Genomic DNA, 22819 nt, shown 5'->3' with positions numbered 1-22819 from the left:
ACACCACTGCTCAGGAAAAAATTATGCCTGTTATTACCCTCCCCGATGGAAGTCAGCGTTCCTTTGATCACCCAGTTACTGTGCACCAGGTTGCCGAATCAATCGGTAGTGGCTTAGCCAAGGCCGCACTTGGTGGCAAAGTCAATGGTGAACTGGTCGATACCAGCTATACCCTCACTGATGACAGTGAACTGGCCATAGTGACTCCCCGGGATGATGATGGTCTGGAAATTCTACGCCACTCATGTGCTCACTTGATGGCTCAAGCCGTCAAAAAGCTCTTCCCTGAAGCTCAGGTCACTATCGGTCCGACCATCGAAGATGGTTTTTATTATGACTTTGATGTGCCTGAAGCCTTTACGCCGGAAGACCTGGAAGCTATCGAAAAGGAAATGAATCGCCTGGCCAAGGCGGACATCCCTGTTGAGCGCTTTGTAATGAGCCGTGAAGAGGCCATCCCCTATTTTGAAGAGCAAGGCGAGATCTACAAAGCTGAAATCATTCGTGATATTCCAGCTAAAGAAGAACTCTCACTCTATAAGCAGGATGATTTTACTGACCTTTGCCGCGGCCCTCATGTACCCAGTACCGGCAAAATCAAAGCTTTCAAATTGATGCGGGTTTCCGGTGCCTACTGGCGCGGTGACTCCAAAAACAAGATGCTGCAGCGGATCTATGGGACCTGCTGGGCTGACAAGAAAGACCTCAAAGCCTATTTGCACCGCCTGGAAGAAGCTGAAAAGCGCGACCACCGCAAACTGGCCAAGCGCATGGACCTCTTCCACATCCAGGATGAAGCCCCAGGCATGGTCTTTTGGCATGCCAATGGCTGGACGCTCTACCAAACCCTGGAAACCTACATGCGTGGCATTCTACGCAACAATGGCTACCAGGAAGTGCGCACCCCTCAGGTGGTTGACCGCGTGCTTTGGGAAAAGTCCGGTCACTGGGAACACTACCAGAGCAATATGTTCACCACGGTTTCTGAGCATCGTGACTATGCCATCAAACCGATGAACTGCCCTTGCCACTTGCAAATTTTCAACCAGGGCCTGAAAAGCTACCGCGATCTACCACTGCGCATGGCTGAGTTTGGCTCCTGCCACCGCAACGAGCCTTCTGGTTCTTTGCACGGACTGATGCGCGTACGTGGCTTTACTCAGGATGATGCGCACATCTTCTGTACTGAAGAACAAATGGAAGAAGAAGCCGCCCGCTTTATTCAGCTGACTCTGGATGTCTACAAGGATTTTGGCTTTGAAGATGTGGAACTGAAGCTCTCTACCCGCCCCGAAAGCCGGATCGGTGCTGATGAGCTTTGGGATAAAGCCGAGCATGCCCTGGAACATGCCCTGAACAAAATCGGCAAAACCTGGGACCTGCAACCCGGCGAAGGTGCTTTCTACGGGCCAAAAATTGAATTTTCACTGCGTGATTGCCTAGGCCGCGTCTGGCAATGTGGTACGCTGCAGCTGGACTTTGTTTTACCTAGCAGGCTCGGCTCCAATTTTGTTTCTGAAGACGGCAGCCGTAAACCACCAGTGATGCTACACCGGGCCATTTTGGGTTCCTTTGAGCGTTTTATCGGTATCCTGATAGAACATTATGCTGGCGACCTGCCGCCTTGGCTGGCTCCTGTTCAGGCAGTGGTGCTAAATATCACTGATAAACAGGCGCCTTATGTCAAAGAAATAGCTCAAAAGTTGCATGCTTGCGGTGTTCGGGTCGAAACCGACTTGAGAAATGAAAAAATAGGCTTTAAAATCCGGGAGCATACCCTAGCCAAGGTTCCTTATTTGCTTGTTGTTGGCGATAAGGAAGTCGAATCAGGCACTGTTGCTCTGAGAACACGGCATGGTGAAGACCTGGGTACTTATGATCTGGCTGATCTTCAGGCCAAACTACTTGAGCGCAATCAGGGTTCAAGTCTACACTGAAGCAAGTCGGCAGGGCTGAACGGTTCAGCCCTGTGATCAACTTAAAACAAGATGGAGATAAAGCAATCAAGCGCGCTAATCCAATCAGAGGGCGGGATCCGAAAAAGAACCTGCCCCCGATCAACGAGAATATCCAGGCTGACGAAGTTCGTCTTATCGATCAAGACGGCGAGCAAGTTGGCGTTGTTCCCCTCCAGGAAGCCCTGGATAAAGCCGCTGAGGCCGAACTGGATCTGGTTAAGATTTCTGAAGCAGACCCAATCGTCTGCAAGATCATGGACTATGGCAAGTACGTTTTCGAACAGAAAAAAGCCAAAAATGCCCAGAAGAAAAAGCAGAAACAGATCCAGATCAAAGAGGTCAAGTTTCGCCCTGGCACCGAAGAAGGTGACTTTCAGATTAAATTTCGTAATCTGAAACGCTTCCTTGAAGACGGTGACAAGGTTAAAATGACGCTTCGATTCCGTGGGCGCGAAATGGCGCACCAGGATATAGGCCTACGCCTTTTCCAACGGGTTGAAGAAGAACTGGGTGATACCGTGGTGATCGAATCCCGCCCTCGTCTCGAAGGCAGGCAGATGGTCATGATGATGGCACCCAAGAAAAAGTGATCCCCTGTCACTTGTAAAGCCCAAGCCGGTTGCTCGACAACCGGTTTTAATGCTTTACAGACAGGTCAATTTCCGGGCCTGGATCCTGCCCAATCCCTTGCAACGCATCGTTAAAGATGCACTTGTGGAGTAAAAGTAATGCCTAAAATCAAATCCAACAGTGGTGCGCGCAAGCGTTTCAAGCCGACTGCTAAAGGCTTCAAGCACAAGCAGTCCTTCCGCAGCCACATCCTGACCAAGAAAAGCCCTAAGCGTAAGCGTCAATTGCGTGGCATGAAGCAAATTGCTGCTTCTGATGTGCCGCTGATTAAGCGCATGTTGCCCAACGTCTAAGCTTTTTTTAATTCAATATAAGTCAGGAGTAAGTTAAATGGCTCGCGTAAAGCGTGGTGTACAGGCGCGTCGTCGTCACAAAAAGATTCTGAAGCTGGCCAAGGGTTACTATGGTGCCCGCAGCCGTGTATTTCGTGTTGCTAAACAGGCTGTCATCAAGGCAGGTCAATATGCCTATCGTGACCGCCGTGTTCGTAAGCGTCAGTTCCGTGCGCTGTGGATTGCCCGTATCAATGCGGCTGCCCGCATCAACGGCATGTCCTACAGCCGCTTCATTTCCGGCCTGAAAAAAGCTGACATCGCCATTGACCGTAAGGTTCTGGCCGATATCGCTGTTCACGACCAGGCTACTTTTGCAGCCATCGTTGAGAAATCCAAAGCCGCCCTGGCCTAATAGTTTTCCAGCGATCGCTGACAGCAGCCGTTTCCAAGCGGCTTGCTGAATAACGGGGGAAGGGCAAGGCTCTTCCCCTTTTTTTATTCGTCATCAAAATTCTGGAGTCGTGCAGATGGATAATGATGCCACCTTGCAAAGCCTGGTGCAGCAAGCATTGGAGCAGCTCAAAAAGGCCACTGATAGCCAGGCTCTGGACCAACTTCGCGTCCAGTATCTCGGTAAAAAAGGTGAACTGACCAGCCAGCTAAAAAGTCTGGGCCAGCTCCCCGCTGAAGAAAGGCCCAAGGCGGGTGAAAAAATCAACCAGGCCAAACAGCAGGTTCAGGAAGCGATCAATCAGCGTAAAGAGTTGCTTGAAGCTGAAGCCATGAATGCTCGCCTGGCATCCGAAGCAGTCGATGTTACCCTACCTGGCCGCAGTCAGCCTTCTGGCGGCTTACACCCAGTCACGCGAACTCTAGAGCGTATTGAAGATTTTTTCTCGACCATCGGCTTTTCGGTGGAAGAAGGCCCAGAAGTTGAAGATGATTACCACAACTTTGAAGCCCTGAATATTCCGGCGCATCACCCGGCGCGTGCAATGCACGACACCTTCTATTTTGATGCCCATACCCTGCTGCGAACCCACACCTCCCCTGTTCAGGTTCGTACTATGGAAAACCAGCAACCACCGATCCGCATCATCTGCCCAGGTCGTGTTTACCGCTGTGATTCCGACATGACCCATTCACCCATGTTCCACCAAGTTGAAGGCCTGCTGGTTGATGAAAACATCAGCTTTGCCGATCTTAAGGGCATTCTGCAGCAGTTCCTGCGCGCTTTCTTTGAACAGGATCTAAGGGTGCGCTTCCGCCCCTCCTACTTCCCCTTTACCGAGCCCTCCATTGAAGTCGACGTGGACCGCGGTGATGGCCGCTGGCTGGAAGTTTTAGGTTGCGGCATGGTTCATCCCAAGGTTTTTGAAATGTCCGGTATCGATCCGGAAAAATATACTGGTTTTGCTTTCGGTATGGGTGTCGAGCGCTTGGCCATGCTGCGCTACGGCGTTGATGATCTGCGCCTGTTCTTTGACAATGATGTCAAATTCCTTGGCCAATTGAGCTGATCCGCTAGCCCACCAATTGACAGGATAAATAGATAATGAAATTCAGTGAACTTTGGCTGCGTGAATGGGTTAATCCAGCTTTGGATACCGAAGGCCTAGAAATGCAACTGTCTCTGGCCGGCCTGGAAGTCGATGGCTGTGAGCCAGCCGCCGGTGAATTTAGTGGTGTCGTAGTCGGTGAAATCCTCACTGCCGAACCCCACCCCAACGCTGACAAGCTTCAGGTTTGCCAGGTCAGCGATGGCGAAAATGAATATTCCGTTGTTTGCGGTGCACCCAATGCCCGTGCCGGTTTGAAAACCGCTTTTGCCCGTGTTGGGGCTGTTCTTCCCGGCGACTTTAAAATCAAAAAAGCCAAACTCCGCCAGGTAGAATCCTTAGGCATGCTGAGTTCTGAAAAAGAACTGGGCTTATCCGATAACCATGAAGGCATCATGGAACTCCCCGAGGATGCCACTTTGGGCCAGGATCTGCGCTTTTATCTGAACCTGAATGACACCCTGTTTGATGTTGACCTGACACCTAACCGTTCAGATTGCCTCTCGATTGCCGGCATGGCACGTGAAGTTGGTGTCTTGAACCGGGTCCGTGTCAATCAACCCATTTTCAAGCGAGTCGAAGCCACAATCGAAGACCAGCCTGAAATCATTCTAGAAGCCCCGCAAGCCTGCCCTAAATACCTGGGCCGGATTATCAAGGGCGTTGATATCAAGGCAGCCACCCCGGTTTGGATGAAAGAAAAACTTCGCCGCAGTGGCATTCGCAGCCTGGACCCCGTTGTTGATGTCACCAACTATGTGATGTTGGAACTGGGTCAACCCATGCATGCTTTCGATTTGAGTCAGATTGAAGGCGCTATCCGGGTTCGCAAAGCAGAAGATCAAGAAAAACTGGTTTTATTGGATGGCTCCGAACTGGAACTGACTTCGGACACTCTGGTAATTGCTGATCAGCAAAAAGCCCTGGCACTTGCGGGCATTATGGGTGGAGAGCATTCAGGCTGTAATGATGCCACTCAGGATATCCTGCTGGAAGTTGCCTTTTTTGATCCTCTGGCTCTTGCTGGTAAAGCACGTAACTATGGCCTACATACTGATTCCTCACACCGGTTCGAACGAGGTGTTGATTTCCAGGTTCAGGAAAGAGCCATGGAACGGGCAACGGAACTCTTGCTGGAGATAACCGGCGGTCAGCCAGGCCCTGTTGTTGAAGCGGTAGAGCCTGAATTTTTGCCCAAGCGCCCTGATGTCATTTTGCGCAAACAGCGTCTTGAACAGCTGCTGGCCATTCGCCTACCCGATACAGAAGTCACCGATATTCTGACGCGTTTGGGATTAAAGGTTGAAGACCAGGGTGAAGCCTGGCGTGTTCAGGTGCCCAGCTATCGCTTTGATATCAGCCTGGAAGTTGACCTGATTGAAGAAGTGGCCCGGGTCTATGGCTATGACAACCTGCCCGTCAAAGCCCCCACTGCTGCCCTTTTTCTGCAAAGCAAGCCGGAAGCGGAAGTTTCCCTGCGTCAACTGCGCTCAACCCTGGTTGCCAGAGGCTATCAAGAAGCGGTCACCTACAGCTTTATTGACCCCAAAGCCTCGCAAGCTTTTGATCCAGAAAACACACCGCTGCCCTTGGCGAATCCGATTTCGGCTGAACTCTCTGTGATGCGTACCAGCCTTTTACCGGGATTAACCAAGGCCCTGGCTTACAACCAAAAGCGTCAGCATCCTCGCGTGCGCTTGTTTGAATCAGGCTTACGCTTTATCCAGGCAGCTGAAGGATTACGCCAGGAGCCCATGCTGGCTGGCCTCATCAGCGGGTCTCGCTTCCCTGAAAGCTGGACCAACCAGGATGAGCCGGTCGACTTTTATGATATTAAAGGTGATGTCGAGGCCCTGCTGGAACTCGGTGGCAACACCTCTAGCTGGAAATTCTCAGCCGCGCAACACCCTGCCCTTCATCCTGGTCAGAGTGCGCAAATCCTACGTCTGGGTGACCAAGGACACTGGCAGCCTGTTGGCTGGGTCGGTGCCCTGCATCCCCAGTTGAGCAAACAAATGGATCTGCGCGGACAGGCTTTCGTCTTTGAAATCACTTTGGACAGCCTACAGCAGGGACAAGTACCCGGCTTCACCAGCCTCTCTCGCTTCCCTGAAATGCGCCGGGATTTGGCATTACTGGTTAATGAACAGCTAGCCGTCGGTGAACTTTTGCAGGAAGCAGAGAATCAAGGCGGTGAATGGCTGCAAAAAGTGACCCTTTTTGATGTTTATCAAGGAAAAGGGGTTCCTGAAGGCAAAAAGAGCCTTGCTATGGGCTTGACCTGGCAGCATCCTTCGCGCACTCTTACAGATGAAGAGATAAATGCTCAGGTAGACCAGATAGTTACGGCCTTTTCTCAGGGCTTTGGTGCGGAATTAAGGAGCTAATCAGAATCTAGCTCCTTGCAACTGGTTACTGAGCTCAAGGCAGTAAACTGTCAACCAGAAGAAGAAGGAGCTGATTACTGTGGGTGCCTTAACCAAAGCCGACATGGCTGAAAAACTGATCGAAGACCTGGGTCTGAGCAAAAGGGATGCCAAAGAAATGGTAGAACTCTTCTTTAGCGAGATCCGGGAATGCCTTAAAGAAAACGAGCAGGTCAAAATCTCAGGATTTGGGAATTTTGACCTGCGCGATAAACGCGAAAGGCCGGGACGCAATCCCAAAACCGGAGAGGAAATTCCGATTTCAGCTCGACGCGTAGTGACCTTCAAGGCTGGACAAAAGCTTAAAAGCCGGGTTGAAAACTACCAAGGCTAAAAAAACCTAAACTTTTGTTATTTAGGGGTTTTCAAAACCTTAAAAGGCGCCTATAATGCGCAGCGTCTTGAGGGCAAACCCCAATTAGCCACAAGATAGCTTCCAGAAGAAGCAAAGAATTGACGGAGCGTGGCGCAGCTTGGTAGCGCACTTGCATGGGGTGCAAGGGGTCGCTGGTTCGAATCCAGTCGCTCCGACCAACAAAATCAAGGGCTTACAGCCACAAGCTGTAAGCCCTTTTTTGATGCACTACGTTTTTGCCCCACTTTTTGCTCCACCTTCTCGAAAACCTGGCTCAAGGGTATCAAATGGGTTTGCTAATAGTGTCCTTAGTGGCCGTCAAGAGGCTTTAAAGCACAGGTCGCTGCAGTTCGTGACTTATCGCACCCATGGACTAGCTTAGCTATATCAGTTGGGCAAAAAAAACGCATTTATGAAAGATCAAAACGCTCGACCCCATCACGCTGATCAGGCGCAACCTGCAACTTTCAGGCTGTCATCGAAGAACCCCTTTCCTACTAAAAATCCTCATGAATGCACTGAGCACCTCTTCCTGAGTCACTTCTGGGAAACCAATGGCATAAGCTAACTCTTCAGGTGTTACATCTAGCCATTCTAAGGGCTGATGGCCATAAGGGCTGTCAACGGCAAGATAATGTTTTTGGAGGCTCTGCTTCCATTCAATAGAAGTTAAAGTTTCAAGCGTACTTTCTTCGCTGCTTGTATTCAAAGGAATAATCTTCCCTAATCACCGGCTCCACCCATTCGACAAGGTTTCTGCCTGTTTGAGTACCAGCTCTATGGCTTCTTTGGCCTGGTCTGGCGGGTATTTGTATTTTTGCAGGGTGCGCCGTACCAGGATGCGCAGTTTGGCTCTCACGCTTTCGCGTACTTGCCAGTCCACGGTGGTGGAGGCGCGGAGTTTGGTGGTGATTTCTATGGCGATCTTTTTCAGGATTTCATCACCCAGCTCACGCACGGCGCTTTCGTTGTTGGCCAGGGCGTCGTAAAAAGCCACTTCGTCTGAGTTGAGGCCCAAAGCAGCATCGCGCTCCAGTTCGGCCTGAAAGTCCTTGGCCATCTGGATCAGCTCTTCAATCACCTGCGCGGTTTCTATGCCTCGGTTGTTGTACTTGCGCAGGGTAGCTTCCAGGCGGTCAGCGTATTTCTTTTCCTGTACCAGGTTGGTGCTGGTTTTGGATTTGATGTCGTCTTTTAGGAGTTTTTCCAGCAGTTCCACGGCAAAGTTTTTGTAGGGCATCTGGCGTACATCTTCCAGAAATTCATCCGAAAGCAGACCAATATTGGGTTTATCCAGCCCACAGAGCGCAAAAACATCCGTCACGCCTTCAGCGACCAGCGCATTGTCGAGGATTTGCTTCAAAGCGGAGTTCTTGTCTTCCTGGGTCAGCTTTTTATCCACGCTGGTGGTTTTGGTGATGGCGGCTTTCACCGCTGATAAAAAGGCGACTTCCTTGTGGTAGGCGCGGGCTTCATCCAGGGTGCTGCACAGGGAATAAGCCTTGTTCATCGCCAGCACGGTATCCAGAAAGCGTTTTTTGCCGTCCTCTAGCCCCAGAATGTGGTTGGCCGCAGGAATCAGCAGACGGTTCGGGTTTTCTTCAAAGCCGCTGTAATCAAAGCCCTGGGGGTTGGGGCCAGTTGCAAACATGCCGTGAATCACATCCAGCTTTTCCAGCAGGATGGCAAAGGCCTCTTCTGCCTTGTGCGTCGGTTCACCCTTGCCCTTGGAGTCGGTGTAGGTTTTCAGTGCCTGCTTCAGTTCATTGGCAATGCCGATGTAATCCACCACTAAGCCGCCAGGCTTGTTCTTGAACACGCGGTTCACCCGTGCAATGGCCTGCATCAGGTTATGCCCCTTCATGGGCTTGTCGACATACAGGGTATGGCAGCAGGGCGCATCAAAGCCGGTGAGCCACATATCGCGCACAATCACCAGTTTCAACGGGTCGTTGATGTCCTTGAAGCGTTTTTCCAGCCGTTTTTTGGTCTGCTTGTTGTAGATATGCGGCTGTAGCAGAGGTTTATCAGATGCGGAGCCGGTCATCACAATTTTAATCGCGCCCTTCTCTGGATCAGTCTCGTGCCAGTCAGGGCGCAGGGCAACGATTTCGTTATACAGTTGGGCACAAATATCACGGCTCATGCCGACGATCATCGCCTTGCCATCCATGCTGGTATTGCGGGTTTCAAAGTGCTCAACCAGATCAGCAGCAACCTGCTGCAAGCGCGGGGTCGCACCGACCAGTTTTTCCAGGCGGCTCCACTCCCCCTTGGTCTTTTCACGGCTGCTGACATCCTCGTCATCTTCCACCACTTCTTCGACTTGATCCGATAACTCCGCAATGATTTCACGATTCAAATCCAGCTTGGCCAGGCGGGATTCGTAATAGATGGGCACGGTGGCACCATCATCTACTGCGTCCTGAATGTCATAGATGGACACATAATCGCCAAATACGGCGCGGGTATCCTTGTCTTCACTGGCAATCGGGGTGCCGGTAAAACCGATAAACGTCGCATTGGGTACGGCATCGCGCATGTGCTTGGCATAACCAAACTTGTAGGTGCCATCCTGTTTCAAGGTGGCTTTCAGGCCGTACTGGCTTCGGTGCGCCTCATCCGAAATCACCACGATATTGTGGCGCTCGTTCAGAATCGGGTGGCCACTTTCGTCTTCCAGCAGGGCAAACTTCTGTACCGTGGTAAAGATAATACCGCCAGACTCCCGCTCGGCCAGCAGCTCTCGCAGCTTGTCGCGGTCATCAGCTTGCACTGGATCTTGTTTCAGCAGCTCTTTTGCACCGCTGAAGGTGGCAAACAACTGGCCATCCAGATCGTTGCGATCCGTCACCACAATCAAGGTGGGATTGTTCATCTCCGGCTGTTGCAGCAGCTTGCCCGCATAACAGCACATGGAAATGCTCTTGCCGGAACCCTGGGTATGCCACACCACCCCGGCTTTTTTACTGCCCGGCAGCACCTCATCCCCATAGGTGGCACGTTTTTCACCCTGCCAAAGCTCTGGTGGTGGCTGGGCAGCAATCACCGTGGCTCTCACGGCTTCACGCACGGCATGGAACTGGTGATAGCCAGCGATTTTCTTGATCAGCCGCTCGGCATCCGTTTCATAAATCACAAAGTAGCGGATGTAATCCAAAAACAGTTCACGACTGAAGAACCCCCGCACCAGAGTTTCCAGCTGCCATTCCAGTAGTGGTTTGTCATCTTCATGCTTGATCGTCCGCCAGGGCATAAAGCGTTCTTCATTGGCGGTCAATGACCCAACTCTGGCCGTGTACCCATCACTGATCACCAGCGCCTCGTTATACACAAACAGGTCGCTGATTTCGTCCTTGTAGGTTTGTATCTGATTAAAGGCATCCCAGATATCAGCCTTCTCAACACTGGGGCTCTTCAACTCCAGCACCGCCAGTGGCAGACCATTGATAAAGCAGATCACATCGGGGCGGCGGGGTTGTTTACTGCCCTGAATGGTGAACTGGTTGATCACTCGAAAACGGTTGGCATCCAGCCGGGAAAAGTCGATCAAAAAAGCACGATCATGGATCATCTCATCATCCCGCTTGTATTCAACCGGTACACCTGCCAGCAGCAGACGATGAAAAGCGCGGTTACTGACCAGAGTATCCAGGCTTTCTGGCTTGCGCACCAAAGCCACCGCCTGCTCCACAGCGCTCTCCGGTAAATGCGGGTTGATACGCCGAATCGCAGACTCAAGATCAGCCAGCAACAGCACCTGGCGGTAATCGCTTCGCTCGGGCGTGGGGCCATCCGGTGCCAGATCCGGCCCGTGGGCGACTTCCCAGCCATCCTCAGCAAACCAGGCCAGGCATTGTTGTTCCAGTTGATCTTCAGTCATGGGGCATCCTTATTCCGGTGAATCCACCCGCAGCTCAATAAAATGCTCAATCAGGCGAATCATCAATTCTTTTTGGTCTGGCAGGCTTTCAGCCACCAACAATGCCAGTGCGACCAGAGTGTTGTCATTAATCAGCTGCTCAACAGGCTTGGCCAGCAGGTGTTGGTTCAAACGCAGATACCACAAAAACAAAAAGGAGCCACTGCGTTTGTTGCCATCAGCGAGGGGGTGGTTTTTGATCACAAAATAGAGAAGATGCGCGGCACGGCTGGCCACATTGGGATAAAACAGCTCATCCCCGAAACCTTGTTCAATGGTCGCCAGAGCAGAGGCCAATCCCTCGCCGCGTAACTGGCCAAACAACTCAGTGGCTTCACCCTTGCTGATCAGGGTTAGTTTCAGCTCGGCAATCGCTGTCAGCGCCTGATTCAGATGCAGCGACCGCATATCCAACTGTTTAATGCTGATTTCCGCCAACTGCTGCTCATCATAGCCCTGCAACAGGCTCCAAGAGCGGGCATAGTCACTGATCACCGCTGCCACCGCCTCACCTTCAGGCGATACCAGCTGTTGATTGCTGAGGGTGCGGGTTAATAGATTCACCGCCTGCTCGAACTCAATGCCCCTTTCCTGCAAGCGGCGTTGGTTCAAGGTGTAGCCCTGCACCAGATGCTGCTTGAGCACCCCCGTTGCCCATTGACGGAATTGGGTGGCACGCATCGAATTGACACGGTAGCCAACTGAGATAATGGCATCCAGGTTGTAGTGTTTGGTGCGGTAGCGCTGACCATGTTCGGCCATGTGTTCCAAAATGGAACAGGTGCTCTGTTCGTCCAGCTCACCAGCCTTGTAAATGTTGCCTAAGTGTTTGGTGATTGCTGGACGCTGAGTACCAAACAACTCCGCCATCTGCGCCTGGCTCAGCCAGACCGTGTCTTTTTCCAGAGCGACCTGCAATTCGGCTTTGCCATCGGCGCTGGTGAAAATCTGAATGTGTTGAGTGGTCATCTCGTCACCTCCTTGCTGATATGTATGAGAGAGCAGCGGCCTCAGTCGTCTGCAACCTTACCAAGATCCGCCACTTTGAGCTCGCTTTTCACCTGATCCAGCGGGCTATTCAGCACCTTTTCCAGTCGCGTCATCTTCTCGACCATCCAGGCAATCATATCCGGCCAGTTGGCTTTGTTGTAGCCATCGACGGTTTGTTCATACTGCACTCGGCAAGCTTTTTTGTCGGGCAGGGGCAACCACACCAACGCATCGCCAAAAGCTGTTTCTATGCTGTTCTGCTGTGCTTGCAGGCGGCTGAAAACAAAACGGTTGGCCTCGGCCTGGCTGTTTTGCAAACTTAACCCGACACGAATTTCATTTTTGCCGAAGATCAGCTGATAGGGCATACCGCTGATACCCGAGCCTGCACTCAGCCAGTGGTCTTTGGTGGGGCTGATGTTATTAAATAACGTACACGGGCTTTGGTTAAACGCTTCCAGTGCCTGTTCCCAGAAGGCCAGTCTCAGGGTGTGGCGGTTTTTCTGTTCGTGGCTGGCACTCTTTTCTTCGGCTTCCTTGGCCATCATGCCAATCATAAAGTCTGTCGCTTCCGGGGTGGGAATGATCTGCTCGACATTCAGGAACAGCTCACTGCCCGCCTGATAGGGCGTGACCTTGAAGCACTGGCAGTTGACACCAAACTGACTGAGCCAGAGCACTGTGTTGGTGACTTCCTTGCGATACTTCGCTGCGACCAGAATCAGCCGCTGGCTTTTCAGTGTGTTGATCTGGGCGGATTGCAGGTCATCGGCTTGCAGGAAATCCAGCAGCAGTTTCTCGGCCTGTGCGGCCTCCCCGCACTCTTGTTGTGCTTTCTGGTTCAGGTAACGCTGGAAGATTTCCACCACCTGCTGCTTTTTCAGATTGGCGCAATAGCTGGCATATTTCAGTGCCTGCCAGATCACATCCCGGCCACTGTCATCCAGCTTGTTTTCAATAATGACCAGATTACCTTCCTTGTCGATGGCCAGCAGATCCAGCCGCTCGCGGGTGTCATCAAAGCCATCAAACTCCTTTTGGATGATCAGCAACTCATCCCCCTCACCCTGCGCCAAAGCCTGGGGGTAATGCTCCAGCCATTCCTGCAAATGCTTGCGCTCGGAAAAGCCCAGCTCGGTAAAACGCTTTACCTCCAGCAGGTTGATCCGATTGGCAGCTGGGTCGATCTTAAACATCCACCGCCTCCCGCGATTCGTTGATATCGCTTTCGATATCCGCAACAGACAGCTCGCCGGAAAGGAGCTTGGGGAGAAGGGTGTCGCGAAGCATGCTTAAACTTTGTGATTGCAATCGATTCAAAACAGTTTGCTCAATTATTGATTTGCTGACAGCTTCAAACTGGCACATCAGATCGAAGGATGGCGTGACGAACTCAATACTCTTCAAGTGTGATGAAGGGCGAGCAATTGAAGGAACTCCAACTTGTGAAGCATTTGAAAGCAGCAGGTGTTGACCTTGTGGTGATCTAAAAAAATAAGCAAGAAAGTAGGGGGATGCTTTGCTTCTATCGACACGTAGGTAAAACTGCCGCTGAGATATTACATACTTGTCGTACGCAGACTGCTTAGGGATAAGGGAAACCTGCCCAATATTTCCCGCGTGCGTAAAGACAATATCTTCAGGAAAAACATTTGAGTTTTTTAGTTTTTCAGCATGCTCAAGTGTGATGAAATTATTTTCACCATCAGTAACAAGCAACTCCTTGAGATGCTGACCGCTAATTATTGGAACACCGCTATCAACAAAGGTTGAAACCTTTATATTCGAGCCAAATGGTCCCATACCAATTTTTTCTGCAAGGTCTTCTGTTCTTCGAACCTCCCACCCCTCCGGTATTTCCCCCAGTTCGCTGTCTTGCATGGCGGAGGGAAACAGGCGGGCGGTTTGTGCCAGTTGTGAAAAGGCTTCGGGGTCTTGCTGGCTCATCTCGTGCAGGGCGGCTTCGGGCTTACCGGATATCACCTGCATGGCGGCAAGCAGGGCATCTTCCTCACTACCACCGGCTTCCAGCGCGGCCATCTTGGCTTTGACCGGCTCAAAATCCACAAACCAGCTTTTGAAAATCGCCTGCGCCATCTGTTCGAGGGTTTGGTTGATTTGGTGGTTAACAATCTCTTTTTCTTCAAGCGATTTACAGCAAGCAACTATTCGTCTTTGTTCATCCCACTCTGGGTAGTCGATCCTAAGCCCTTGAAGTTGTTTTGTATCCAGCTTACCAGCTCCAATACCTGTACTTTCAACCATTGATAAAAGGCGATTCGTGTTTGCCTTTATCCAGTAAAACAAGTACCAACTATCAATAACCTGATCCTCGACGAGATTAGGCTTAACATTAATAGCTTTAACATCCTGATTGAAGGCTACATCGGTAACAGCAATTCCAACAGGAATTCTCTGGTGCAGAGTGCTACCCCTAACCAGAAGAAGAATCGAACCAGGTGCAGCCAGTCGAGAACCCGCTTTCAAGCCCTTTGATGTAATTTGCAAATCAGATGTTGAGTACCTTGCTCCATGCATTGAAGATGCGCTGATCCAAGGGATATCACCACCCCAGAAATCAGGGTCTTTTTTTGATGGAGTACCACCTGAATACCAGTCTGTAAGGTCGCCAAAGCTTGAGCTATGCCACTTAGAATTCATACCCCAGACCTCCCAGATACTCCTTAATATCAGCCCCCAGTCGGATACTCTTGGGAAACTGTTCGGCCAACCCTATTGCATGATTCTTTCTCATACTTTCACCTTCCAATAGCCCCGTGTGCCGCCAATTCGCTCAATGGCTCCGGCTTCTTTCAGTTTGTCGAGGTGTTTTTGTACCGCTGAGGCGTTGATATTTAAAGCCTCCGCAATCTCACGATGGGATTTGCGCGGGTTTTCAATGATCAGTTGCAGCACGGCTTGCTGGCGTTCAGTCAGCTCGGATTGCACCACCACTTCACCACCTATTGCACCACCTACTGAGCCACCCATTACACCACTTTCGACCACCTCAGTTCGGTGAAACTCGATATCGATAAAATCCCCGCTTTCACTGAATGCCGGTGCGGGGTTGTCTGCTTCTTGGCAGAGCTCATGGATACGGCTCATGCCACTGCCCCATTGTTCGATATAGCCCAGTTCTTTAAACACGCGGGCGATGACCTTGTTGCGGATTTCCGAGCGGCCTTTCAGGACTTCATTCAGGGTCAAACCATGCGGTAGCCCCCCAGGAGAGACGATATTCAGCACATCATCATAGATACCGACTTTGATGTCTCTTCCAGCGTTGCTGTAATCCCGATGCACCACGGCATTGATCAGGGCTTCACGAATGGCGGGAATGGGGATTTCGTAGCTTTCAGTGCGTTGCAGGCCGAGGATTTCCGCTTTCAGGTGCAGGTGGTTTTTAATGAAGGCTTCGGTTTGTGCCAGTTGGCTGAAGAGGTCGCCCTGGTATTCCTTCTTGTCCAGAAACACCGCCATGCTGGTGCCCTTGAAGCGGCTGCATTTAATTTCCACCTGCTCATACAAGCCGAGCAAAATCATCAAGCCATGGGTTGGGTGATCCTTCCCTTGTTCTTCCCGAATCAGTTTCAGGCTTTTCATCCGTGCCAGATCCAGCGGCTTGCCTCGCTGCGCAAATGCCTGTTGCAGTGGCGCAAGATCCAGGCTGTTGAGCTCTGTTTCCCAGGCGATTTGTTCGTCATAACTTTGCAGCAGGCGTTGGCGTTCCAGGGCTTTACCTTCACCCTGCTGAATTTCAGCCCAGAGTGGGTGTTGTTCAGAGGCCATAACCCAAGCCTGCTAGGTTCTTTTTGATTTCCGCTTCCAACCGGTCGCTTTCAGCAAACTGTTGGCTGAGTTGGCTGGTCAGGCGTGCCATTTTTTCGGCAAAGGGTTCGCCGTCGTCTTCCTGTTCCTGAGCACCCACATAGCGGCCTGGGGTGAGCACAAAGTCATGCTTCTGGATCTCTTCCAGACTGGCGGATTTGCAGAAGCCGGGGATGTCTTCGTAATTTTCGCCTTGTTGCCAGGCGTGGAAGGTGTCGGTGATTTTGGCGATGTCTTCGCTGGTGAAATCCCGCAGTACGCGGTCGCGCATATAGCCCAGGTTGCGTGCATCAATAAACAGAAATTCTGTGCGGCGGTCGCGTTTTTTCTCATTACGCACCCTGCCGTTGGCCTTGTCCTTGGTTAAAAACCAAATGCAGGCGGGTATCTGGGTGTTGGTGAACAACTGCCCTGGCAGGGCCACCATGCACTCCACCAGGTCTTCTTCGATTAGGCGCTTACGAATGTCGCCTTCGTTGTTGGTGTTGGAACTCATGGAGCCGTTGGCCAGCAGCAGCGCCATGCTACCCGTAGGGGCCAGGTGGTGAATCATGTGTTGCATCCAGCCAAAGTTGGCATTGCCCTTGGGTGGAGTGCCGTACTGCCAGCGCACATCTTCAGCCAGAGATTCATGCCACCAGTCCTTGATGTTGAAGGGCGGGTTGGCCATCACAAAATCAGCGCGCAGGTCGGGGTGCTGGTCATCCAGAAAGGTGTCAGCGTTTTTCTTGCCGAAGTTGAAGTCGATGCCGCGAATGGCCATGTTCATGGCGGCCAGCTTCCAGGTGGTGGGGTTGGATTCCTGCCCATACACCGAGATGTGCTTTTTCTGCTCACTGGCGTCGTAGTGCTGCTCTTTGGCGTGTTCTTCGATGAACTTGTCGCTGGAGACAAAAAAGCCGCCTGAGCCCATGGCTGGGTCATACACGCGACCCGAATAGGGCTGCAGCATTTCTACAATCAGGGTAACGATGCTTTTGGGGGTGTAATACTGGCCGCCCTGCTTGCCTTCGGCCAGGGCAAACTGACCCAGAAAGTATTCGTAGACGTGGCCCAGAATGTCCTTGCTGTGGAGTTGGAGCCTTTCGCCACCATACACCGGCTTGGTGAAGGAGGTGTCCGAGAAGGTATTGATCAGGCCAAGCAGCTTGTCGTTGTCCAACTGGTACTGGCTGATGCGGTTCAAAATACCCTTCAGCTTGGCATTGCTCTTTTCGATTTCTTCCAGCGCATTGTCAATCAGCCAGGACACTGAACGCAGTTTCACCTCGTTACCAGCATCATCCTGCCAAAGCACCGAACCCAGCGGCAGCACCGCTTTTTCTTTCAGGGTGTTCCAGCGGGCAGCCTTGGGCACCCAGAAGACGTTGGCTTCACGGTAATAATCCAGCAGTTCCAGCTCATCATTCAGTGCCTGCTGGTAGTCTTCGTCGCTGTCAAAGTCTTCACGCGGCAGGTGGTAGATGTTGTCATCACTGGCAGTTTTGAAGAGTTCCAGTAGTTCATCCTGGCGTTCTTCAAAGGCATCAGACACATACTTGAGAAAGATCAGGCCCAGCACCACATGCTTGTAGTTGGCTGCATCCAGGTTGGCGCGAAGTTTATCGGCGGCTTTCCAGAGCTTGTCGTCCAGCTCTTTTAAAAATTGGGTTTCCAGTTCAGAGGCGGTTTTGCTCACCTGGGTTGTCTCCTGACTTAGGCGTTGAATGTCCATCATTGGTTGACCGTAAAGAACGAGCGAGTTTAGCCCTGCGGGGGTGTGGGGTCAAAGATCCGCCCCCTGCACCAGTCTTTGCTGTAAGCCCTTTTGAATCAACCATAATGCGCCTTTCTGTGACAATTGGGGCATAAGGCGATGGCATTTTCTACAGTATCTTCGCCACCAAGAGCCAGAGGTGTTTTATGGTGTACTTCAAGGTAGGGTGTGCCATCTGATTTTCGGTTGAAGGGTGCTGGTGTCCCACAGGCTTGACCATTTTCGCGTTCTTCAGGCGTATAGCGAACAAAAGCTGCCAGGTTGTTAGCGATTCTAACTACGTGAAGATTGACCGCTCCTATGTTGGTGTACCCCAGAGCAGCCTGGACCTGTGTTGCAGTGGCCTCTTTATCAGGCTGACCAATGAAGAAAGCAATCAGCTTCTCATCCGCTTCGCTGAACATCCATTAAACTCCATTTGGTGGTGACTAAAACCTTATCATTTTAAGTGCTGCTGGCGTCATTTTGTGTCGCAGCGTAGGCTGATGGGCAAATTAATCTAGCTTAATTTTTTCGGTACTGACAAATAGAAGGGCTTAACCCACTCAGCAGGAACTCGTTTTGTCTTGATTGCGCGAGCTTCCAGCTCCTTCGACAGAGACTTGCCGTAAGGTGCAACGATGTAGCCGCTATCCATATCTCCGATCATTAAACACCGCCTTGCTTCTATCAGGTTAAAGGCAACAAGCAAACAAATGCAGGCATCTAGACAGTCTTGATCGTTTTTACGAGGCTTATTTTGAGCTGCCTGCTCAAGCCAAGCAGTGATCTTCGGAAGGTTGCGAGTGCCAATCTCTTTCGATAAAAGGTTACAAACATGCTGCCAGTCAGAAATTGAAAAGGTTTTTCTTCTTTCAGGGTTATATTTGGGCAGCTTACCAGTTGACCGAACTGAATCAGGGAGTGTCCAGCCCAGTGCTATCATGGCAAGCACTGGGTAGGTCTCAATGACCCATGTACCCTCCAAAACTATAAGAGGATTAGCAGGACCCCCAAATTTATTTAAAAAGGCCCAGATTGGCGCATCCTGACCGAACATTTCGGCTTTTCCTGTGTTTGCAGGCTGGACGCCACCATAACGCCGACTCACTGGTGAGGCTACCAGGTTCTCTACAGGTCTTTGACCAGAAGGGTTCTTTACAATCGTGGGCTGATCAAGCATTACCAGTGTTGCCTGGGGTTTGTATTGCGACTGCCACTGAGTAATCGTGTCTGTTGCATCGCTGTAATTGACTGCCTGGGGCAAGCCTAATTCTTGATAAGTTCCATCATCAGAGCTGAGAATTCCCACAAGTGCACCGGAATTAGATGGTGTCCAAGCAGAGTCAAAGCCAACAAGTAAAGTTTTCATATATGCTTTGCTAACACTTTTACATCGTCGTTTGAAAAACGTAGAAATGATTTAAGTATGTTGGACTTTGTTGCTTCTTGGTCTGCAAGGTATGTGACATTACCCTTCTCGACTCCAAGCTCCTCTACAAGAAGCTCGCTCACTTCGTGAGCATCGTTTACTGCATAACCTAAAGGCGAAGCATTCTTATATTGGTTTATCCCAACAACTAATGCTCTACTAGCCTCATACTTTGGTTGAAGTATAAATTTCAAATCACGCACTGAATTTATTCCTTGAATGCTCTAACTAGCTTGTAGAAAAACATCTTTCCAATCAGCTTTGTTTACCAACAACTCATTCTCTGTTATTCATTTTTCAGTTGCCGGTTTTTATCGGAAAAATCTTGTAATTCTCTGTTTATTGCCTTTTAGGCCTTGGCTTCTGTAAGCCAGTAGTTGTGGGGCTTACTGCCCTCCCCAGTTCTCCCACTTTATTGGACCAGCTTGCCATAGTGGGCGAGCTTTTCAATGTTATGGGTCAGGCAATAGAGCTGCCATTGGTCTTGAATCTTGGCTTTGCTTCTCAAGCTGAATCGGTTCAGTCGTTTGTTGGTACCGATATTGCCGAATATAGACCCAACAACAGACATTCTATGTCCGTAGATCTGCTTATACTTACTTTGGCATTGCCAACTGTTATCAAGAGTGTTACGAACTTGATCACAGGGTGCGTCGACGAGTCCGTATGGCCTACTGGCGGCAATGGCGGAAACCCCGCACCAAGGTAAGAAACTTAATCAGACTGGGGGTTCGAGTGCAGGCTGCCGTTGCCTGTGGGATCACCAGCAAAGGCCCCTGGCTCAGCTCCAAAACACCGGAGATCAACCAAGCATTATCGGATGAATATCTGAAGAAAGCCCGATTAACCCAACGCCCTTAATACAGCCTGAGGCTCTTTTGCAACCACATGCAATAAGGCAAGGGCAGGCCCATGTGGTGTTCGATCACCACGCTCCCAGTGCCTTAAAGTCGCAACACTAATACAAAACTTTGAAGCAAACTCCATTTGCGTCATACCTAAGTTTTTTCGAATCTCAGCCACATTAACTGGCTCAGGACGATGCGTTCTTGCAGCAACTTCCCCTCCCTGATTTAGCTCAATCGCTTTCTGTAAGCCTTGAGCAATGCTCTCATATGCACTAGTCATCATTTACCTCCAAAGCGGCATGAGCAAGAATGCTAACTAGCTTAGCAAGCGCATTTGTATCAGCTTTTAATAAACAGGATACAGGGTAATCAAATGGATCACTCAAGGCATGCTACTAGGAAAGTAGCAAACCATTGAGTCGATTGCTCTTTTGGGACTTCTCTGCGGCTTTCACGCTACCGCCCCAGGGAATGAGGCCATTTTCGACGCGCATCCTGCGGAGGTGGGGTTATCCTTTAGTTCTTTTTATCAAACATGCTTTTGGCCTGCAAGTTGGACTGGCTGCTTTTAGACGAAACCCTGGTCTAGGTGTTCTACACAATTACGCCCATTGCTTTTCGCATGGTAGAGTGCTCTGTCTGCTCTACTGACTAGCTGCTCGGCACTGTCCCCCTTTTTGTATAGGGCAACACCCAAGCTTGCAGTTAGTGAACCTCCAAAGGGCATGGTTTGATTTGCAAGAACACATCTAAGCTTTTTAGCAAAATGAAGCAATCCTTCCAGGTTGCTTTCTGTACACAAAACCAGAAACTCCTCCCCTCCCCAGCGCCCCAGCACATCGGTTGTTCGAGTATTGCTTTGAAGTACCGAGGCAATTAAGACCAGTACTTGATCACCTGCCAGGTGCCCATAGGTGTCGTTGATCAGCTTAAAGTTATCAATATCGAGCAGAATCAATCCAAAAGGCCGTGAGTAGCGTTCCGCTCTTTTGATTTCATCAGCCAGTTCACGGTCCAGTTTGTGACGATTGAATAAGCCTGTTAGCCGATCAGTGACTGCCAGCTCCTCTAAAGCTTGGGTACGTTCTAATACTTTACTTTCAAGCTCAGCATTGAGCTTTTCATACTGAGTATTCAAAGATTCGGCACGCTGCATCTCTTCACGCAAAAGCTGTTCGGTTTTCTTGAGGTCACTGATATTTCGGGAAACTCCTGCTATATATTCAGCTGTGCCCTTTTCATCAACCAGCGGAACCAGCAGGGTTGACCAGTAGTTTTCTCCAAATCCCTTTTCTTCGTAACTCATTGGCTGGCGTGTTTTGAGACACTTGTCGTAACGCTCTTGTATTGCTTGCCACATTTCTTTAGGCAGGATTTCATCAAGTGCAAGCCCAGGACAGAGTTGGTCGCGGAATGCACGCTCTTGTGCTGGGTTAAAGTCAATTAGGTAGTAACGCTGCTGTCGTTTCTCAATGACGAACATCGTATCGGGTGAATGCTGCCAAAGTAACTTCAGGCTTTGTAAGGTGGTCTGGGTCGCCTCAAGGAAGGAAGAACTCATGCAACCCCCATGTCTTTTATCAAAAAGCACATTTTAAAGCTCTAATGTAAATTAAAATTTAAAGCTTCTCTATTATTTTCTGCTTCAATTCCCTGGCAGCTAAGGCATAACCACCATCGCAGCCATCAACGAAGTGGATGTGTTTCACCCCGGTTTCACTGACTACGCAGGTTAACTGGGCTGCCTTACTAACATGTATTCCATAGTTTAGTTTACTTGCAGCCTGTTGTTGGTCAAGCCATTCGGTGAAGCTATCCAAATCTTTTGTATCTGCAGCGAAAACACTGCGAAAAACACCGTCAAATTTACGGTAATCCGAGCTGACCACGGCATCCTGCTTGTACCGTCCCCACTCGGCCTTGCCTGTTCGTAAATTGAGTCCCATTAAAATGAGACCTAGAAAGTTTAAAAAACGCAGTTTCCATAACTGTTTTCGGTGCGTTGATTCAGGGTTCATGTAGCTTTTGACACGGGATTCAGCAGCCAGCTTATTACTGCTAAAAGAAAGCCTCATACCCTTGGCAGTCAAGGGCTGTTGCAGGTCATCGGTCCCCAGGATTTCCTGCATTTTAGCCAGAAGCTCCTGGTAGAGTTTCATTTCTTCTGCAAGACTGGATGAACGCACCTGAACAAGAAGGCTGACAGTGACTTCTCGCGGGCTGGGTATTTGTTGCCAGCGACACTCAAAACCAGAAAAGTCAGCAGCGGCCGTGGCTTTATCATAAGACACCTCCCAACGGTTATCCTGTTTAACCAGGCGGTCAGCCTCTTGCATGCCGTCTCCGGCAAAAATAGCCTGCTGAAGGTCTTTTGATTTACTAAAGCGACACACCAGAAGAGGTGCTTTTTTGCTGATTTCAGAATAGGGCAATAAACCCGTACGCAGGTTTAAATTAAAGTGCTCACTGGCTAGTTCCTTGCAGCCCTGCAAGGCTTTACGCACTGGTTCCAGATAACCGGGTGGAATACAAAAGCTGGCTCCATCACCACCAAAAACATAGGGAATGGCCATGGGTTTGACCGCATTTAGCATAGCCGCGACCGTGCAGCCTCCCAAAGAGTTGATTTCCCGGTAGCGCCCCTCTTCGATTGCCTTAGTTGAGCCCTGAACATCTGTAACGACCACCCACCAGTCATCCGGTAGCTCTTGATAGTTATCGATCAGCAGCACCTCAGAAAACTGGGCCAGAGGAGGTAGATCTTCAAAGAAATGGTCATGCTTTCCAGGGTTCAAGCGGGATCTCCAGTGGTGGGCAAGTCTGATTTTTAACATTACTCGATTAAATTTACCAGACTA

21 protein-coding genes, 1 tRNA gene and 1 pseudogene are annotated in these 22819 nt (G+C 50.4%); 9 read left to right on the top strand and 14 right to left on the bottom strand.

Translation table 11 applies throughout. From position 1 onward, the window contains the following. The first annotated feature begins 23 nt into the window (after window positions 1-23). The 8 genes from thrS to BM185_RS03385 all read left to right on the top strand — a co-directional run bounded on the left by thrS (window position 24) and on the right by BM185_RS03385 (window position 7382). Window positions 24-1937 carry a threonine--tRNA ligase gene (gene thrS / locus BM185_RS03420; RefSeq protein WP_091959258.1) on the top strand — a complete coding sequence of 638 codons (1914 nt, stop codon included), beginning with the start codon at window positions 24-26 and terminating at the stop codon, window positions 1935-1937. Window positions 1938-1969: 32 nt separating this feature from the next. After that, window positions 1970-2548: a translation initiation factor IF-3 gene (infC, locus tag BM185_RS03415; RefSeq protein ID WP_425434187.1), complete on the top strand. Its 579-nt coding sequence runs from the start codon at window positions 1970-1972 to the stop codon at window positions 2546-2548. 138 nt (window positions 2549-2686) lie between these two features. Next, window positions 2687-2881: a 50S ribosomal protein L35 gene (rpmI, locus tag BM185_RS03410; protein WP_091959255.1), complete on the top strand. Its 195-nt coding sequence runs from the start codon at window positions 2687-2689 to the stop codon at window positions 2879-2881. A 37-nt stretch (window positions 2882-2918) separates the two neighbouring features. Next, window positions 2919-3275 carry a 50S ribosomal protein L20 gene (gene rplT, locus BM185_RS03405; protein WP_072326259.1) on the top strand — a complete coding sequence of 119 codons (357 nt, stop codon included), beginning with the start codon at window positions 2919-2921 and terminating at the stop codon, window positions 3273-3275. Window positions 3276-3390: 115 nt separating this feature from the next. Beyond that, window positions 3391-4383 carry a phenylalanine--tRNA ligase subunit alpha gene (pheS, locus tag BM185_RS03400; protein ID WP_091959251.1) on the top strand — a complete coding sequence of 331 codons (993 nt, stop codon included), beginning with the start codon at window positions 3391-3393 and terminating at the stop codon, window positions 4381-4383. Between the two features lie 35 nt (window positions 4384-4418). Next, a complete protein-coding gene (gene pheT / locus BM185_RS03395) occupies window positions 4419-6809 on the top strand; it encodes a phenylalanine--tRNA ligase subunit beta (protein WP_091959248.1) in 2391 nt (796 codons plus the stop codon). Window positions 6810-6888: 79 nt separating this feature from the next. Continuing rightward, window positions 6889-7182 carry an integration host factor subunit alpha gene (gene ihfA / locus BM185_RS03390; RefSeq protein WP_091959246.1) on the top strand — a complete coding sequence of 98 codons (294 nt, stop codon included), beginning with the start codon at window positions 6889-6891 and terminating at the stop codon, window positions 7180-7182. 123 nt (window positions 7183-7305) lie between these two features. After that, a tRNA-Pro gene (locus BM185_RS03385) sits at window positions 7306-7382 on the top strand. A 296-nt stretch (window positions 7383-7678) separates the two neighbouring features. Here BM185_RS03385 and BM185_RS03380 read toward each other — a convergent pair. The 11 genes and pseudogenes from BM185_RS03380 to BM185_RS15010 form a co-directional block, all read right to left on the bottom strand. Then, window positions 7679-7912 carry a hypothetical protein gene (locus BM185_RS03380; RefSeq protein ID WP_091959244.1) on the bottom strand — a complete coding sequence of 78 codons (234 nt, stop codon included), beginning with the start codon at window positions 7910-7912 and terminating at the stop codon, window positions 7679-7681. Window positions 7913-7930: 18 nt separating this feature from the next. After that, window positions 7931-11086, bottom strand: a complete 3156-nt coding sequence (locus BM185_RS03375; RefSeq protein ID WP_091959241.1) for a type I restriction endonuclease subunit R — start codon at window positions 11084-11086, stop codon at window positions 7931-7933. A 9-nt stretch (window positions 11087-11095) separates the two neighbouring features. Next, window positions 11096-12094, bottom strand: coding sequence for a virulence RhuM family protein/type II toxin-antitoxin system death-on-curing family toxin (locus BM185_RS03370; protein ID WP_091959238.1), 999 nt, complete (start codon window positions 12092-12094; stop codon window positions 11096-11098). Window positions 12095-12135: 41 nt separating this feature from the next. Then, window positions 12136-13311, bottom strand: coding sequence for a DUF4268 domain-containing protein (locus BM185_RS03365; protein WP_091959235.1), 1176 nt, complete (start codon window positions 13309-13311; stop codon window positions 12136-12138). Continuing rightward, the gene (locus tag BM185_RS03360; RefSeq protein ID WP_091959232.1) at window positions 13304-14776 is read right to left on the bottom strand and encodes a restriction endonuclease subunit S; all 1473 of its coding nucleotides are present in this window, start codon (window positions 14774-14776) and stop codon (window positions 13304-13306) included. Before BM185_RS03360 ends, BM185_RS03365 begins: the two co-directional genes overlap by 8 nt. Window positions 14777-14866: 90 nt before the next feature. After that, entirely contained in the window at window positions 14867-15907 is a 1041-nt protein-coding gene (locus tag BM185_RS03355) for an ATP-binding protein (RefSeq protein WP_091959229.1), read from the bottom strand. Further along, complete coding sequence (locus BM185_RS03350; RefSeq protein WP_245751664.1) at window positions 15897-17624, bottom strand: class I SAM-dependent DNA methyltransferase; 1728 nt, start codon at window positions 17622-17624, stop codon at window positions 15897-15899. The genes BM185_RS03355 and BM185_RS03350 overlap by 11 nt, the downstream gene beginning before the upstream one ends. A gap of 134 nt (window positions 17625-17758) precedes the next feature. Beyond that, window positions 17759-18106: an HNH endonuclease gene (locus BM185_RS14920; protein WP_218149366.1), complete on the bottom strand. Its 348-nt coding sequence runs from the start codon at window positions 18104-18106 to the stop codon at window positions 17759-17761. Between the two features lie 95 nt (window positions 18107-18201). Next, on the bottom strand, window positions 18202-19053 hold the full coding sequence (locus BM185_RS03340; RefSeq protein ID WP_091959226.1) for a DUF429 domain-containing protein: 852 nt from the start codon (window positions 19051-19053) through the stop codon (window positions 18202-18204). Further along, the gene (locus tag BM185_RS03335; protein ID WP_177203457.1) at window positions 19050-19316 is read right to left on the bottom strand and encodes a caspase family protein; all 267 of its coding nucleotides are present in this window, start codon (window positions 19314-19316) and stop codon (window positions 19050-19052) included. The genes BM185_RS03340 and BM185_RS03335 overlap by 4 nt, the downstream gene beginning before the upstream one ends. 209 nt (window positions 19317-19525) lie before the next feature. Further along, window positions 19526-19705: pseudogene (locus tag BM185_RS15010) on the bottom strand (transposase); the annotation flags it as partial. 14 nt (window positions 19706-19719) lie between these two features. Between BM185_RS15010 and BM185_RS03325 the strand changes: the two are divergent. After that, window positions 19720-19974 carry a hypothetical protein gene (locus BM185_RS03325; protein ID WP_245751690.1) on the top strand — a complete coding sequence of 85 codons (255 nt, stop codon included), beginning with the start codon at window positions 19720-19722 and terminating at the stop codon, window positions 19972-19974. On the opposite strand, the gene BM185_RS03320 is transcribed toward BM185_RS03325, so the two are convergent. The 3 genes from BM185_RS03320 to BM185_RS03310 form a co-directional block, all read right to left on the bottom strand. Continuing rightward, window positions 19957-20244, bottom strand: coding sequence for a helix-turn-helix domain-containing protein (locus tag BM185_RS03320; RefSeq protein ID WP_218149364.1), 288 nt, complete (start codon window positions 20242-20244; stop codon window positions 19957-19959). The two genes, BM185_RS03325 and BM185_RS03320, sit on opposite strands and share 18 nt — an antisense overlap. 285 nt (window positions 20245-20529) lie before the next feature. Further along, entirely contained in the window at window positions 20530-21522 is a 993-nt protein-coding gene (locus BM185_RS03315) for a sensor domain-containing diguanylate cyclase (RefSeq protein ID WP_091959217.1), read from the bottom strand. A gap of 58 nt (window positions 21523-21580) precedes the next feature. Then, complete coding sequence (locus BM185_RS03310) at window positions 21581-22756, bottom strand: DUF3095 domain-containing protein (RefSeq protein ID WP_177203456.1); 1176 nt, start codon at window positions 22754-22756, stop codon at window positions 21581-21583. Window positions 22757-22819 lie beyond the last annotated feature (63 nt).

Origin of the sequence: Marinospirillum celere (assembly GCF_900112235.1) — a bacterium.
GTDB lineage: Bacteria > Pseudomonadota > Gammaproteobacteria > Pseudomonadales > Halomonadaceae > Marinospirillum > Marinospirillum celere.
Note: the sequence above shows the minus strand (reverse complement) of the source record. Positions and strands in the feature narration are given on the sequence as shown.